General features: G+C 72.9%; 19 protein-coding genes. 5 read left to right on the top strand and 14 right to left on the bottom strand.

Annotated features, from left to right (window positions below):
* Positions 1-2 precede the first annotated feature (2 nt).
* Positions 3-386: a VOC family protein gene (locus tag QQK26_RS14375; RefSeq protein WP_284233976.1), complete on the bottom strand. Its 384-nt coding sequence runs from the start codon at positions 384-386 to the stop codon at positions 3-5.
* A 108-nt stretch (positions 387-494) separates the two neighbouring features.
* Here QQK26_RS14375 and QQK26_RS14370 point away from each other — a divergent pair, with 108 nt between their 5' ends.
* The gene (locus tag QQK26_RS14370; protein ID WP_284233974.1) at positions 495-1,127 is read left to right on the top strand and encodes a TetR/AcrR family transcriptional regulator; all 633 of its coding nucleotides are present in this window, start codon (positions 495-497) and stop codon (positions 1,125-1,127) included.
* 287 nt (positions 1,128-1,414) lie between these two features.
* On the opposite strand, the gene QQK26_RS14365 is transcribed toward QQK26_RS14370, so the two are convergent.
* The 4 genes from QQK26_RS14365 to QQK26_RS14350 all read right to left on the bottom strand — a co-directional run bounded on the left by QQK26_RS14365 (position 1,415) and on the right by QQK26_RS14350 (position 4,136).
* Positions 1,415-2,203, bottom strand: a complete 789-nt coding sequence (locus QQK26_RS14365; RefSeq protein WP_284233972.1) for a sensor histidine kinase — start codon at positions 2,201-2,203, stop codon at positions 1,415-1,417.
* Positions 2,176-2,583, bottom strand: a complete 408-nt coding sequence (locus tag QQK26_RS14360; protein ID WP_284233970.1) for a GAF domain-containing protein — start codon at positions 2,581-2,583, stop codon at positions 2,176-2,178. Before QQK26_RS14360 ends, QQK26_RS14365 begins: the two co-directional genes overlap by 28 nt.
* Before the next feature lie 81 nt (positions 2,584-2,664).
* Positions 2,665-3,462 (bottom strand): DUF1206 domain-containing protein, encoded by a 798-nt coding sequence (locus tag QQK26_RS14355; protein ID WP_284233968.1) that lies wholly within the window; start codon positions 3,460-3,462, stop codon positions 2,665-2,667.
* Between the two features lie 113 nt (positions 3,463-3,575).
* Positions 3,576-4,136 carry an NADPH-dependent FMN reductase gene (locus QQK26_RS14350; protein WP_284235358.1) on the bottom strand — a complete coding sequence of 187 codons (561 nt, stop codon included), beginning with the start codon at positions 4,134-4,136 and terminating at the stop codon, positions 3,576-3,578.
* Positions 4,137-4,326: 190 nt separating this feature from the next.
* Between QQK26_RS14350 and QQK26_RS14345 the strand changes: the two genes are divergently transcribed.
* Both QQK26_RS14345 and QQK26_RS14340 read left to right on the top strand, forming a co-directional pair.
* The gene (locus tag QQK26_RS14345) at positions 4,327-4,815 is read left to right on the top strand and encodes an FBP domain-containing protein (protein WP_284233966.1); all 489 of its coding nucleotides are present in this window, start codon (positions 4,327-4,329) and stop codon (positions 4,813-4,815) included.
* Positions 4,812-5,060 (top strand): hypothetical protein, encoded by a 249-nt coding sequence (locus QQK26_RS14340; RefSeq protein WP_284233964.1) that lies wholly within the window; start codon positions 4,812-4,814, stop codon positions 5,058-5,060. The genes QQK26_RS14345 and QQK26_RS14340 overlap by 4 nt, the downstream gene beginning before the upstream one ends.
* A gap of 43 nt (positions 5,061-5,103) precedes the next feature.
* On the opposite strand, the gene QQK26_RS14335 is transcribed toward QQK26_RS14340, so the two are convergent.
* Complete coding sequence (locus QQK26_RS14335) at positions 5,104-5,466, bottom strand: DUF3054 domain-containing protein (protein WP_284233962.1); 363 nt, start codon at positions 5,464-5,466, stop codon at positions 5,104-5,106.
* Between the two features lie 98 nt (positions 5,467-5,564).
* Here QQK26_RS14335 and QQK26_RS14330 point away from each other — a divergent pair, with 98 nt between their 5' ends.
* Positions 5,565-5,984, top strand: coding sequence for an organic hydroperoxide resistance protein (locus QQK26_RS14330; protein ID WP_284233960.1), 420 nt, complete (start codon positions 5,565-5,567; stop codon positions 5,982-5,984).
* A gap of 72 nt (positions 5,985-6,056) precedes the next feature.
* Positions 6,057-6,566, top strand: coding sequence for a metallophosphoesterase family protein (locus QQK26_RS14325; protein ID WP_284233957.1), 510 nt, complete (start codon positions 6,057-6,059; stop codon positions 6,564-6,566).
* Here the strand turns inward: QQK26_RS14325 and QQK26_RS14320 are convergent.
* The 8 genes from QQK26_RS14320 to gatC all read right to left on the bottom strand — a co-directional run bounded on the left by QQK26_RS14320 (position 6,563) and on the right by gatC (position 13,290).
* Positions 6,563-6,880 carry a 2'-5' RNA ligase family protein gene (locus tag QQK26_RS14320; protein ID WP_284233956.1) on the bottom strand — a complete coding sequence of 106 codons (318 nt, stop codon included), beginning with the start codon at positions 6,878-6,880 and terminating at the stop codon, positions 6,563-6,565. The two genes, QQK26_RS14325 and QQK26_RS14320, sit on opposite strands and share 4 nt — an antisense overlap.
* Positions 6,793-7,143: a hypothetical protein gene (locus QQK26_RS14315; protein WP_284233954.1), complete on the bottom strand. Its 351-nt coding sequence runs from the start codon at positions 7,141-7,143 to the stop codon at positions 6,793-6,795. The genes QQK26_RS14320 and QQK26_RS14315 overlap by 88 nt, the downstream gene beginning before the upstream one ends.
* Positions 7,140-7,889 (bottom strand): sulfite exporter TauE/SafE family protein, encoded by a 750-nt coding sequence (locus QQK26_RS14310; protein WP_431308040.1) that lies wholly within the window; start codon positions 7,887-7,889, stop codon positions 7,140-7,142. Before QQK26_RS14310 ends, QQK26_RS14315 begins: the two co-directional genes overlap by 4 nt.
* A 263-nt stretch (positions 7,890-8,152) precedes the next feature.
* Positions 8,153-9,649, bottom strand: coding sequence for an Asp-tRNA(Asn)/Glu-tRNA(Gln) amidotransferase subunit GatB (gatB, locus tag QQK26_RS14305; protein ID WP_284235356.1), 1,497 nt, complete (start codon positions 9,647-9,649; stop codon positions 8,153-8,155).
* 541 nt (positions 9,650-10,190) lie between these two features.
* Complete coding sequence (locus tag QQK26_RS14300; RefSeq protein ID WP_284233950.1) at positions 10,191-10,586, bottom strand: DoxX family protein; 396 nt, start codon at positions 10,584-10,586, stop codon at positions 10,191-10,193.
* Positions 10,587-10,913: 327 nt separating this feature from the next.
* The gene (locus QQK26_RS14295; RefSeq protein ID WP_284233948.1) at positions 10,914-11,444 is read right to left on the bottom strand and encodes a GNAT family N-acetyltransferase; all 531 of its coding nucleotides are present in this window, start codon (positions 11,442-11,444) and stop codon (positions 10,914-10,916) included.
* A 5-nt stretch (positions 11,445-11,449) separates the two neighbouring features.
* On the bottom strand, positions 11,450-12,994 hold the full coding sequence (gene gatA / locus QQK26_RS14290) for an Asp-tRNA(Asn)/Glu-tRNA(Gln) amidotransferase subunit GatA (RefSeq protein ID WP_284233946.1): 1,545 nt from the start codon (positions 12,992-12,994) through the stop codon (positions 11,450-11,452).
* A complete protein-coding gene (gene gatC, locus QQK26_RS14285) occupies positions 12,991-13,290 on the bottom strand; it encodes an Asp-tRNA(Asn)/Glu-tRNA(Gln) amidotransferase subunit GatC (RefSeq protein WP_284233944.1) in 300 nt (99 codons plus the stop codon). Before gatC ends, gatA begins: the two co-directional genes overlap by 4 nt.
* Positions 13,291-13,316 lie beyond the last annotated feature (26 nt).

The following is a 13,316-nucleotide window of genomic DNA, read 5'->3' as shown; positions in this document are numbered from 1 at the left end:
CGTCAGGCCTGGATGACGGCGAGCACATTGCCGGCGGGGTCGCGGATCCACCCGATGTCCGGTCCGCCGCCCATGCCGCGGGCGATGCCCAGGTCATCGGTCTCCAGTTCGTCGTCCGCGTAGATCTTCGTCTCCACGCCCTTCGCGCGCAGGTCGCGCATGGCGGCGTCGATGTCGGCGACCGGGAAGTTGAGGATCGTGAACGACGCGGGCTCGTGCACCTCCTTGCCGTAGACGAACACGCTGTGCCCGTTCGGGAAGTGCAGGTCGAGGAAGCCCATCTCGTTGGTGCGCACGTCGACGCCCAGCACGTCTTCGTAGAATGCGCGGGCCGCGGGGATGTCGTCGACGGCGAATCCGCTGAAGGCCTGGTCGGTGCTGAACATGTCGTCCTCGTCTCGCGCTCGTCATCGAACGGTCGCTCGCCTGCCGCGGCCGGAAAGGATGTGTACGCTGTCCACAATGACACAGGGTGCCGTCGTGGACAAGACGCGATGAGCGACGCCCCGGCACGGTCCAGCTACCGGCACGGCGACCTGCGGCAGGCGCTCATCGACGCCGCGCTCGACATGGCCCGTCAGGGCGGACCGGATGCGGTCGTGCTGCGTGAGGCCACCCGTCGCGCCGGCGTCTCCCCCAACGCCGCCTACCGGCACTTCGCCGACCGGCGGGACCTGCTCGAGGCGGCCAGCGCATCCGCTCAGGGCCTGGCGGCGGATGCGATGGAGGACGCGCTCGAGGCGGTCCACGGCACCGGCGACCCCGCCGTCGACGCCCGGCTGCGGGTCGGCGCGGTCGGCCGCGGGTACCTGGCGTTCGCACGCCACGAGCCCGGCCTGTTCCGCACCGCGTTCACCGTGCCGAACGATCTGAGCCGGGCCTTCGACGCCGACAAGGCCGGCCGTCGCGGGCGCACCCCGTTCCAGGTGCTCGCCGAGTCCCTCGACGCACTGCACGCTGCCGGGGTCCTCCCCGACGAGCGCCGCCAGGGTGCCGAGCTGCTCGCCTGGTCGACGGTGCACGGCCTCGGCATGCTCGCGCTCGACGGCCCGCTGCGCGGCCTCACCGACGAGATGCTCGACGGCGCCACCGAGCGGCTGCTGCTCATGGTCGATCGCGGGCTCTGAGCGCGTCGACTCTCGAGAACGCCGTCCCCGCAATCCCTGGCGCGGTCCGAGTGCCACGACCGCGGTGACCGCCGCGCCCCGGAGTCGCGGGCGGCGGAGACGACCGCGTGCGGCGCTGGGAAGTCGGCGGCACCGAACACCGAGGAGCCGTACGCCGTGCTCGAGGCCGCGATCAGGCCGGCGGATGCGCAGCGGACGCGAGCCCGCTCGCCGCGGAACGCCAAAGAGCGCCCCCGTTCGGATGCACGAGCACGAGCTCGCCGGCGAGGTCGACGACGACGGTCATCTCAGCGGGGCAGCACGACCCAGCTGCGGGCGCCGCCCGTCGGCGCCTCATCGATGCCGATCGTGCCGCCGTGAGCGTCGACGATGCGGCGGCAGGTCGACAGCCCGATGCCGAGCCCCGTCGGCTCGGCGGTGGTGCCCCGCTCCATGAGCTCGAAGACGCGCTCGCGCTGCCCGGCCGGCACGCCGGGCCCGTTGTCGTCGACCGTGAGGCGCAGGGCGCCCGGCATCGTCTCGGCCCGCACGAGCACGCGCGGAACGCGGCCGTCGGCCCAGGTGAACTTGATGGCGTTGCCGACGAGATTCTGCAGCATCGCCCGCAGCAGCGTCGGGTCGCCGATGAGGTCGACGTCGGCGTCGACCGCGAGTTCCGCGCCCGTGCCGACGATCTCGCCCTGCAGGTCATCGCGCACGGCCTCGACCAGTTCGTCGAGCGCGACGGGCTCACGCCGAGGCAGGGCGCCCCCGAGCTTGGCGAAGACGAGCAGGTCGTCGATGAGCGCCGACATCCGCTCGGCTGCGGCCTCGGCCCGGTCGAGGGCGGCCGCAGCCTGCGGGGCGTCGGCGAGCTCGGGACTGTCGGCGGCGAGCTCGACGAAGCCCGCGATGGCGGCGAGCGGGTTGCGCAGGTCGTGGCTGACCTGCGCGGCGAAGCGCCCGAGCTGCTCGTTGGAGCACTGCAGCTCGCGGCCGATGCGGCGGAGCTCCAGCGCGTCGACGACCTGATCGGCGAGCGTGTCGAGGGCGAGTCGCTGCGCGACCGTCAGCTCACGGGGCTGCTCGTCGAACACGCAGAGCGTGCCGATCGCGACCCCTCCGGCGTGACCAGCGGGCTCGAGGCGTAGAAGCGCACGTTCGCGATCTCGCCCGAGACGAAGGGGTTCGCCGCCCAGCGCTCGTCCTCGCTCGCGTCGCGCACGACCCGCAGCTTGGGGTCGTCGAGGGTCACCGCGCACATCGAGTCCTCGCGCGAGCAGATGGTCGGCTCGAGACCGACCGCGGCGATCTGGTGCTGATGCCGCTCGTCGATGATGTTCACGACCGCCGTCGGAACCCCGCAGAGGGCGGCGGCGACCTGCGCGAGGCCGTCGAGGTCGAGCATCCGCGGTCCGTCGGTGAGGTCGTAGGCGGCGATCGCCTCGCGGCGGGCGGTCTCGAGGGCAGCGGGCACGACGGTCCTTCCGAGCGGGGTGACCTCCGAGATTACCGAAGAACGGCGCTTTCGTGAGGATTCCTCCCCGGCGCGGTGCCGTCAGAGCTTCGCGGAGCGGGCGCGCAGCACGGAGTAGACGCCGTAGGCCACGAAGCCGGCACCCACCAGCACGAGCAGCACCTGGCCGAACGGCAGCCCCGCGACGGTCTGCAGCGCCACGTCGATGCCGCCCGCCTGCTCCGGGTCGGCGGCCACGGCGCCGACGATCCAGACCACGCCGAGCACCGCGAGCGCGACACCGCGAGCGATGTAGCCGATCGTGCCGGTCAGCTCGACCACGCGCTCTGCCGAGCCCGACGGCGACACGTCCTCGAGGAACTTCTTGCGCGCGCCCTTGACGATCGAGTACCCGGCGACGCCGAGGATGCCCAGGCCGACCAGCACGAGCAGCACGATCCCGCCGGGCAGCGCGGCGATCGCGGAACCCTGCGATCCGCCGGAACCGCCGCCGGCGCCCAGCACCGTGCGCACGGCGAGCACGCCGATGGCGCCGTACGCGACGCCCTTGCCGAGGTCCTTGAGCCGGTGCGCCCAGCGCTCCTTGTCGTCCGAGCCGGTCGCGAGCACGCCCGAGGCGAGGTACCAGACGGCGAGGATGAGCAGGCCCACGCCGACGATCCACAGCAGCGCCGCTCCGAACGGCGCCCCGGCGAGCTGCCGCAGCGCACCCTGCTGACTGGCCTGACCGGCATCGCCGCCGCCGACCGCCACGCTCACGGCGATCACGCCGACCAGTCCGTTGACGACACCGCTCGCGGCGAAGCCGATGCGCGCACCGGCACGCATCGCGGTCGTGTTGCGGGCTCGCGAGGCGGCACCCTTGGGGTTCGTGCTCATGCCTCCACGGTAGGGAGGCGGGCATCCGCGCGACCGAGCCGCCAGCGCGCGCCCAGCGAGCAGCGGGGTCCCGGCCGCAGCAGCGGATGGGACCCCGGCACGAGCGGATGCGGTCAGGCCGCGTGCTTCTCCACGTGCGCGGCGAAGGCCTTCAGCCAGTCGATGAGGAACTGCTCGGTGCCCGGGTTCGTCACGTTGCCCTCGTCGTCGACGAGGCCCTCGGTGAAGTGGATGTACGCCTCGGGCTGCGCGAGCTCGGGCGAGGCCGCGAAGGAGAGGATGCTGCGCAGGTGCTGCTGGGCCACCGCGGTGCCGATGGCGCCGATCGAGGCGCCGATGACGGCGGAGGGCTTGCCGGCGAAGGAGTTGGTGCCCCAGGGGCGGCTCGCCCAGTCGATGGCGTTCTTCAGCACGCCCGGGATCGAGCGGTTGTACTCGGGGGTCACGATGAGCACGGCGTCGACGGACTCGATGGAGGCCTTGAGCGCCTTGCCCGACTCCGGGTAGTCGGCGTCGTAGTCGGCGCTGTAGTGCGGCAGCTCGGCGATCGGGATGTCGCGCAGCTCGAGGCCCGCCTGCGGGGCGAGCTCGGCCAGGGCCCTGGCGAGCTTGCGGTTGATGGAGGTGCTGGCGATGCTGCCGACGATGGTTCCGACGGTGTAGGTCACGGTGATCCTTCTGAGGCTTCGCGCATCCGCGACGGATGCGTCCTGCTGCGCGCCGGAGGCGCGGAGCGCCGGTGGCGCCCGTGGGCTGAACCCGCCATCGTCCCGATTCATTCCGACGCATGGAGGTCGGTCGGCCCACCTCCCGCGACGGTGACACGGTACCCCCGCCCCAGGACATGTGCTTAGGGTGGAACGGATGAAGCCGCTCACTCCCGAGGAGATCCGCTCCTCCATCGTCAACGCCAGCGAGGCGGAGATCGCGGCGATGCCGCTGCCCGGACTCCACGAGGTGCTCTGGGACGAGCGCGAGTTCCTCGGCTGGCTCGACCCGTCCACCCGCCGTCGCGGCTACCTCGTGCACTGGGACGGCGACCGCCCCGTGGGTGTGATGCTGCGCTCGGTGGAGCCGCGCAAGGGCGCCGCGACGGCCGCGATCTGCTCGCTATGCCGCACCCAGCAGCCCTACACGCAGGTCGTGCTCTTCACCGCAGCGCGCGCCGGCGAGGCCGGCGAGAACGGCAACACCGTGGGCAACTACATCTGCGCCGACCTGGCCTGCTCCATGATCATCCGCATCACACCGGGGCAGAGCACCATGCATCCGAGCGACCTGGTTCGCCAGCGCTCCGAGCGGCTCACGGAGCGGGTCAACGGCTTCACCGGCGAGATCCGCCGCGTCCCGTGATCGACGTCCTCATCGGCGTCGGCGTGGTGCTCGGGCTCCTCGCGGTGATCGTCGCCTTCGTCCGCTGGGACCATCGCCATCCCGAGTCGCGGCCCCGCGGCGGGGTCGGCCCGATGGGCGAGATCTTCCAGCCCACGAACCACCAGGCGCAGGCGCAGTGGGAGGAGCAGCAGCGAGCCCCCGCGCCGCCGCCGCTGCCCGGAGACCCGCCGCACGCTGAGGACCCGCTGCGCGACCCGCGCTGAATCGGCGTGCTCCGCCGACGATCGGGCCGAGCGGTGACCGCGGTCAGGCCCGACGCGGGCGAGCGGCGCGCCGCACGATCGCGGCGATGACCCGCCAGCCGACCAGGAAGGCCGCGAGCACCACCGCGGTCACCACGATGAAGCTCGGCTCGGCGCCCTGGCCGTTCGCGAGGCGCAGCAGGATGCCGCCACCGACCGTGACCGCCCAAACGATGAAGCCCGTGCGCAGCACCGCGGCGGGCGCCTGCCATCCGGCGGTGATCAGCCAGCCCACGAGCAGCGGCACGAGGAAGGGCCAGTAGGTCTGCCAGGCACCGGCGAGCGGCTCGTCGTGACTGCTCCGCCCGATCAGCACGAAGGCCAGCAGCAGGGCCGCGTCGAGGAGCAGGGATGCGAGGGCGCGCATCCCGCCAGCCTATGCCCGGCCCCCTGCCCGATCCCTCGGAGGGCACCCAGACTGCGCTCCTAGCGTGGGCTGGTCCCGAACGAAGGAGCACTCCCCTGATGCAGTCCATCTACACCGCTGCGGCCACCTCCACCGGCGATGGCCGCTCCGGTCACGTGCGCAGCGTCGACGGCCTCGTCGACACCGACCTCGCGGCCCCCACCGAGATGGGCGGGCCCGGCGGCGCGCCCAATCCCGAGGTCTTCTTCGCCGCCGGCTACGCGGCCTGCTTCCACTCCGCGCTCAGGGCCGCGGGCAAGCAGCTCGACATCGCCGTCGAGGATTCGGCGGTCACGGCCGAGGTGAGCATCGGCGAGCGCGAGGGCGGCTTCCAGCTGGCCGTCGTGCTGAACGTCGAGCTCGGCGGCATCAGCCGCGAGGAGGCGCAGCGGGCGGCCGAGCTGGCGCACACCATCTGCCCCTACTCGCACGCGACGCAGGGCAACATCGACGTGCAGCTGGCCGTCGACGTGGCCTGAGCGCAGTCGCTCCGGAGGGCGCGCACCGCATCGCGGGGCGCGCCCTCCGCCGTGCGCGCCTACGCTCGGGGCATGGCGACGCGACTGCTGCTGCTGGCCGACACCCACCTGCCGAAGCGCGCGCGTCGGCTGCCCGACGAGGTCTGGGCTGCGGTCGACGCCGCCGACCTGGTCGTGCACGCCGGCGACTGGGTCGAGACCTCCCTGCTCGACGAGCTCGAGGCTCGCGCGCCGGTGCTCGGCGTCTGGGGCAACAACGACGGCAGCGAGCTGCGCGCCCGGCTGCCCGAGGTGGCCCGGCGCACCGTCGAGGGCGTGCGGATGGAGGTCGTGCACGAGACCGGCGCGGCGCAGGGGCGGGAGCGCCGCTGCGAGGCCGCGCATCCGGACGCCGACGTGCTCGTGTTCGGCCACAGCCACATCCCGTGGGACACGGTGTCGCCCGGCGGCCTGCGCCTGCTCAACCCCGGCTCGCCGACCGACCGCCGGCGTCAGCCGCACCGCACCTACATGACCGCGACCGCCGTCGATGGCGCGCTGCACGAGCTGGTGCTGCACCGGATGGAGGGACCGGTCGGCTAGAGCGCGGTGATCGCGCGGGCGACCGGGTCCCAGTGGCGGGCGGCGACGAGCAGCGCGGGCGCGATGCTCGTGCGAGCGGATGGGACGCGGTGCTGCGATGCCACGGAAGCGGCCGGTTCAGCGGCGGGCGCGGGCTCGTCGCCGAGCGCCGCGAGCGCCTCCGGCAGCTGCGTCAGGCGCAGGCGCCGCGCCAGGGTGACGTGGGGCGTCCAGGCGCCGGGCGCCGTCAGCGGATCGACCTCGCCGAGCCCCTCGTGGAGGCGCGCGTGCAGCGCCAGCAGCTCGGCGCTCGGAACGACCGCGCGGGCGAGCACGCGCCGCTCCCCTCGCCGAAGAGCAGCAGGCCGCCGAAGCGCACCGGCAGGGGCAGCGGGCTCCAGAGCTCCGTCGGCGGCGGCTCGAGGCGCGGCCCCGCGGCCAGGGTCACATGCGGCGCGTTGCTCGGGGCGGTGTGCGCGCCGAGGCTCGACAGGCCGGCCGCCTGCAGGCGGCGCCAGTCCTCGCGGACGCCCGCCTCCGCATCCGCGTCCAGCAGCAGCTCGATGCTCTGCGCGGGGATGCGGCCCATGCCGGTCACGGCCGTAGCAGCAGGTAGAGCGCGCCGACGACGGTGAGCGCGATCACGATGCTCTCGAATCGCGCCTGGTCGATGCGCTTCGCGACCCACAGTCCGACGACGGCGCCGATGCAGACCAGCGGGGCGAGCAGCAGGTCGAGCCAGAGCCCCTCGGGGGTGATGAGGCCGAGCCCTGCCGAGAACGGCACCTTCGACACGTTCACGAGGAAGAAGAACCAGGCGCCGGTGCCGAGGAACTGCTTGACCGGGAAGCGCGCGGCGATGAAGTACATCGACATGACGGGTCCCGCGGCGTTCGCGACCATCGTGGTGAAGCCGCCGAGCCCGCCGTAGACCGCGGCGGCGACCCGCTGCGGCGGCTGGTGCTCCACGACGGCACGCTGCGCGCGACGGCGCAGCAGCGTGATGGCGATGACCGCGAGCAGGATGCCGCCGATGACGCGGCGGGCGACCACGTCGTCGGCGACGGCCAGGAAGAGCACGCCGAGTCCGAGCCCGATGACGACGGCGGGTGCGAGGCGCAGCAGCATGCGCCACTCGACGTGCCGGCGGTAGGCGATGATCGCGAACACGTCCGCGAGGATCAGCAGCAGCAGCAGGGTCCCGGTCGACTCCTTCGCCGGCAGCACGGCCGCGAACACCGCGATCGAGACGGTGCCGACTCCGGGCAGGCCGGTCTTCGAGATGCCGACGACGAAGGCGCTGACCGCGAGCAGCGCCCACGCGACCGCGGGAAGCTCAGGCAGCACGGCGGTGCGCGAGGACGGGGCGGGGCATCAGACCAGGCTAGTCCCGCGCGGGCCCGGTGCCGGGCGCTGGGTGCCGGGTGCCGGGTGCCGAATGCAGTGGATCGCGGGTGTCGGAGCTGGGGCGACCCCGCCGATCCGGGGCCCGGGCGACAGATGACTGCATTCGGCATCGGAGGTGGGCCGCATCCGCTCGCCCGCATCCGCTCGGACGACGAACGCCCCGGCCTCGCGGTCGGGGCGTTCGCTGCGTTCGGGGCGGGTTATGCCTGGGCGCGCTCGAGGACGAGCTCGCGGACGCGGGCGGCGTCGGCCTGTCCCTTCATCGCCTTCATGACCGCGCCGATGACGGCTCCGGCGGCCTGCACCTTGCCGTCGCGGATCTTCGCGAGCACGTCGGGCTGCGACGCGAGCGCCTCGTCGATGGCGGCGATGAGCGCGCCGTCGTCCGAGACGACCTTGAGGCCGCGGGCCTCGACGATCTCGGCCGGGGTGCCCTCGCCGGCCACGACGCCCTCGAGCACCTGGCGGGCCAGACGGTCGGTGAGATCGCCGCCGTCGACGAGCGCGACGATCTCGGCGATCTGCTGCGGGGTCGCCAGCGTCGCCGGCTCGACCTGCTGGGCGTTGGCGATGCGGCTCAGCTCGCCCATCCACCACTTGCGCGCGGCGGTCGCGGAGGCGCCGGCGGCGACGGTCTCCTCGACCTCGACGAGCAGGCCCGAGTTGACGATGTCCTGGAACTCCTGGTCGCCGAAGCCCCACTCCGTCTTCAGGCGGCGGCGCAGCGCGGCCGGCGGCTCGGGCAGTGCGGCGCGCAGCTCCTCGATGAGCTCGGCGCTCGGCTCGACCGGCAGCAGGTCGGGCTCGGGGAAGTAGCGGTAGTCGTCGGCGTCGGACTTCGGGCGGCCGGCGCTGGTCACGCCGGTGTCCTCGTGCCAGTGGCGGGTCTCCTGGATGATCGAGCCGCCGTTCGACAGGATCGCCGCCTGGCGCTGGATCTCGTAGCGCACCGCGCGCTCGATCGAGCGGAGCGAGTTGACGTTCTTGGTCTCGGTACGGGTGCCGAGCTTCTCCTGGCCACGGGGGCGGAGGGAGACGTTGGCGTCGCAGCGGAGATTGCCGCGCTCCATCCGCGCCTCGCTGATGCCGAGAGCGCGCACGATGTCGCGGATCGTGGCCACGTAGGCCTTCGCGATCTCGGGCGCGCGGTGCTCGCCGCCGAAGATCGGCTTCGTGACGATCTCGACCAGGGGCACGCCCGCGCGGTTGTAGTCGACGAGCGAGTACTCGGCGCCCTGGATGCGGCCGGTGGCGCCGCCGACGTGGGTCAGCTTGCCCGCATCCTCCTCCATGTGCGCGCGCTCGATCGGCACGGTGATGACGGTGCCGTCCTCGAGCTCGACGTCGAGCAAGCCCTCGAAGGCGATCGGCTCGTCGTACTGGCTGATCTGGTAGTTCTTCGCCAGGTCGGGGTAGAAGTAGTTCTTCCGCGCGAAGCGCGAGCTCGGCGCGATCTCGCAGCCGAGCGCGAGGCCCAGGCTGATCGAGTAGCGCACGGCCTTCTCGTTGACCACCGGCAGGCTGCCGGGCAGGCCGAGGCAGACCGGGGTGATCTGCGTGTTCGGTTCGGCGCCGTGGTTGCCCTTGGCGGCGGGGTTCGGAGCACTCGAGAACATCTTCGTCTCGGTGCTCAGCTCGACATGCACCTCGAGGCCGATCACCGGCTCGTAGAGGTCGAGTGCCTTGTCGAAGTCCATGAGTTCTGCTGCGCGTGCCACGGGTCGATCCTATCGGGGGTGCGATCGTCGGTCGGTCGGTCGAGGTGAAGGGGCGGGACGGATGGCCCGCACCGGTGCTGGGAGCCGGATACGCACCGGCGCGGGCCATGCGTCCCCGGGTTCCCGGGGCATGGAGCGTCGATGCGGCGGTGAGGTCTCCCGAGTGCCGGCGGAGCTGGAAGGCGCGGGGCGCGCCGCGACCCGCTGCGCGGGGCCGGCGCGACCCGCTGCGCGGGCCCGGCGGATCGGGCTCGCCCTCAGCACAGTCCGCCGCACCCGACATCCCGCACCCCCATCCCTCCTCAGCTGTCGCCGAAACGACGGAGATCGGGCGGTGCCGCGCGCCGCCGACCCCGGATTCTCGGGGGTGCACAACGACGCGGGGATCCGAGCAGCGCTGATCTCCGTCGTTTGGCGAAAGGCCGGGGCGGAGGGGCGGGGCACGCGGGACGGGGCGCGGGCGGGACGGAAGGGATGGGCTGCGGGCGGGCGGGGGCGTGCGACTGTGCCCGCGCGGCGGTCACGGGCGCGGGCGGCGGGTGCTCCAGAGGGCGAGGGCGATGAGGAGGGGCTGGCCGAAGAGGCGCACGAAGCGCTTCATGTCGGTGTCGAGGCCGAAGGCGCTGCGGCGCTCGGCGAACTGCGACAGGTTGCCCGGGAAGATCGCCGCGAAGAAGAGTGCAGCGAGATTACCGACCCGGCGGCGCTGGCTCGTCGGTGCGAGCAGCAGCGCCGAGCCGAGGCCGATCTCGGCCACTCCGGAGGCGACCACGGTCGTGTCGACGTCGAGCGGCACCCAGTCGGGCACCTGGGCGCGGAAGGCCTTGCGGGCGAAGGTGAGGTGGCTGGTGCCGGCGAACACGAGCGCCGAACCGAGCAGGATGCGGCCGACGGTGCGGCGACGGGATGCGGTCATGCAACGAGCCTGCCGCAGGCGGCCGCGTTCCCGCATCCGCTCGCCTGCATCCCGCCCGAGAACTGGCGCGCACACCGCCCGGCAGGCCCTCGGCCCTCGGGCCGCTCCAACCGCTCCAACCGCTCCAACCGCTCCAACCGCTCCAACCGCTCCAAAACCACGGAGATTTTCACAACACACCGAGCATCCCGGAACGACTCGCGGGTAACGGGCTCAAAAGTCCTTCATTTTGGGGCCCGGAGGGCCTGAGGCCCGGAGGGCCTGGGGCTCAAGGGCCGTAGGGCTGCGCGGGAGTGCGGAGGAGCGGATGCGGGAAGGGCCGGACCGCTACAGCGGGAGGGCGAAGCAGAGGGACTTCGGCATCGTGGCCGCGTAGGGCTCGTACACCGGGATCTCCTCGAAGCCGAGCTTGCGGTAGAGCGCCACCGACTCCGGCTGGTTCCAACCGGTCTGCAGGATCAGGCGCGAGGCCCCGTGATCGCGAGCCGAGGCTACGATGCCGGCGAGCAGCGCCGTCGCGACGCCGCGACCGCGGGCCGACGGCGCGACGATGAGGCGCTTGGCCTCCCACTCGTCGCGCAGCGGGCGCAGGGCCACGTGACCGATCGGGGTGCCGTCCGGGTCGAGCGCGAGCAGCACGGTCACGATCTCGTCCGGGTCGACGGAGAGGGCCGCGGTGCGCTCCTCGGTGACCGCGATCTCCTCGTCAACGTGCGGATAGCGCGTGGCCATGTCCGCATCCATGACGGCGCGCAGGGCGATGGCCCGCGCATCCGACCAGGCGACCGGCTCGATGGTGAAGTCGGGCAGCACGTGGGCGTCGGAGAACCAGCTCGCGAAGTCGGAGCCGGGGGCCACGGCGCTCAGATCGCCCCCTCGGAGACGGCCAGCATCGACGATGCCGAGAGGTCGGGCGCCTGCGAGAGCAGCGGGCCGCCCCAGCGGTCCTCGAGCAGCTGCTCGAGCGCCGCGCCGACCGTGTACAGGCGAGCGTCCTCGCGAGCCGGCGCCATGAACTGGATGCCGACCGGCAGTCCGTCCTCGGGCGCGAGACCCATCGGCAGGCCGATGCCGGGCACGCCGGCGAGGTTCGCGGGGATGGTCGTGATGTCGTTGAGGTACATCGCCAGCGGGTCGTCGAGCTTCTCGCCGAGCTTGAACGCCGTGGTCGGCGCGGCCGGCGAGACCAGCACGTCGGCCTGCGCGAACGCGGCCGAGAAGTCCTGCTGGATGAGCGTGCGCACCTTCTGCGCGCTGCCGTAGTAGGCGTCGTAGTAGCCGGCGCTCAGCGCGTAGGTGCCCAGGATGATGCGCCGCTTGACCTCGTCGCCGAGGCCCGCCTCGCGGGTGGCCGCCATGACCTGCTCGACCGTGCCGCCGCCCTCGGGGGTGACGCGCAGGCCGAAGCGCACGCTGTCGAACTTGGCCAGGTTACTCGAGGCCTCCGCCGGCAGGATCAAGTAGTACGCAGCGACCGCGTACTCGAAGTTGGGAGCGCTGACCTCGACGATCTCGGCGCCGGCGTCGGCGAGCAGCTCGAGCGACTCGCGGAAGCGCTGCGTCACGCCGGCCTGGAAGCCCTCGCCGTCGGCGATCTGCTTGACCACGCCGACGCGCAGGCCCTTGAGCGAGCCGTCGCGCCGGCCCGCACGGGCGGCCTCGGCGAAGGACGGCCAGGCGCCCGTCAGCGAGGTGGAGTCCTTGGGGTCGTGGCCGCCGACGACGTCGTGCAGCAGCGCCGAGTCGAGCACGGTGCGGCTGACGGGGCCGACCTGGTCGAGCGAGCTCGCCAGAGCGATGGCGCCGTAGCGCGAGACGCCGCCGTAGGTGGGCTTGACGCCCACCGAGCCGGTGACCGCGGCGGGCTGGCGGATCGAGCCGCCGGTGTCGGAGCCGAGGGCGAAGGGCGCCTCGAAGGCCGCGACGGCCGCGGCCGAGCCGCCGCCGGAGCCGCCGGGGATGCGTTCGAGGTTCCACGGGTTGCGGGTCGGGCCGAACGCGGAGTGCTCGGTGGAGGAGCCCATCGCGAACTCGTCCATGTTGGTCTTGCCGAGCGCGATGAGGCCGGCGGCCTTCATCCGCTCGACCACCGTCGCGTCGTACGGCGGTACCCAGCCCTCGAGCATCCTCGAACCGGCCGTGGAGGGCATGCCGATCGTGCAGAGCACGTCCTTGATGGCCACGGGCACGCCCGCGAGCTCGGGCAGCCGCTCGCCCGCGGCGCGCTTCGCGTCGATCGCCGAGGCCTCGGCGAGCGCCGCGTCATTGACGTGGAGGTACGCGTGCACGTCGCCGTCGACCGCGGCGATGCGGTCGAGGTGGGCCTGCGTGGCGTCGACGGAGCTGATCTCGCCCTTGCCGAGGGACGCGGCGAGCTCGGCGGCGCTGAGGCGCGTCAGGTCGCTCACTGCTCCTCCCCCAGGATCGCGCTGACCTTGAACCGCGAGCCGTCGTGCTCGGGCGCACCGGCGACGGCCTGCGCCGCGGTGAGGGTCTCGGTGGGCACGTCGTCGCGGTAGACGTTGACGAGCGGGATGGGGTGGCTGGTCGCGACGACGTCGGGCCCGGCAGCGCGCTGCACGATGGCCACGTTGTCGACGATCGCGCCGAGCTCGCCGGCCAGGCGGCCGAGCTCATCCTCGGTCAGGGCGATGCGGGCGAGGCCGGCGAGGTGCCGCACCTGCTCCGTGCTGAATTCGGACATGCCACTCCACGGTCGAGGGGTCGGGG

The sequence above is a fragment of the Arenivirga flava genome (assembly GCF_030161575.1).
Taxonomy (GTDB): domain Bacteria; phylum Actinomycetota; class Actinomycetes; order Actinomycetales; family Microbacteriaceae; genus Arenivirga; species Arenivirga flava.
The sequence above is the reverse complement of the archived record's forward strand: the minus strand, read 5'-3'. Positions and strand labels throughout refer to the sequence as shown.

Coding starts and splice junctions, on each gene's coding strand:
- QQK26_RS14375 (WP_284233976.1), bottom strand. CDS start 386: ATGTTCAGCACCGACCAGGCCTTCAGCGGATTCGCCGTCGACGACATC.
- QQK26_RS14370 (WP_284233974.1), top strand. CDS start 495: ATGAGCGACGCCCCGGCACGGTCCAGCTACCGGCACGGCGACCTGCGG.
- QQK26_RS14355 (WP_284233968.1), bottom strand. CDS start 3,462: ATGAGCACGAACCCCAAGGGTGCCGCCTCGCGAGCCCGCAACACGACC.
- QQK26_RS14345 (WP_284233966.1), top strand. CDS start 4,327: ATGAAGCCGCTCACTCCCGAGGAGATCCGCTCCTCCATCGTCAACGCC.
- QQK26_RS14335 (WP_284233962.1), bottom strand. CDS start 5,466: ATGCGCGCCCTCGCATCCCTGCTCCTCGACGCGGCCCTGCTGCTGGCC.
- QQK26_RS14330 (WP_284233960.1), top strand. CDS start 5,565: ATGCAGTCCATCTACACCGCTGCGGCCACCTCCACCGGCGATGGCCGC.
- QQK26_RS14325 (WP_284233957.1), top strand. CDS start 6,057: ATGGCGACGCGACTGCTGCTGCTGGCCGACACCCACCTGCCGAAGCGC.
- gatB (WP_284235356.1), bottom strand. CDS start 9,649: ATGGACTTCGACAAGGCACTCGACCTCTACGAGCCGGTGATCGGCCTC.
- QQK26_RS14300 (WP_284233950.1), bottom strand. CDS start 10,586: ATGACCGCATCCCGTCGCCGCACCGTCGGCCGCATCCTGCTCGGTTCG.
- gatC (WP_284233944.1), bottom strand. CDS start 13,290: ATGTCCGAATTCAGCACGGAGCAGGTGCGGCACCTCGCCGGCCTCGCC.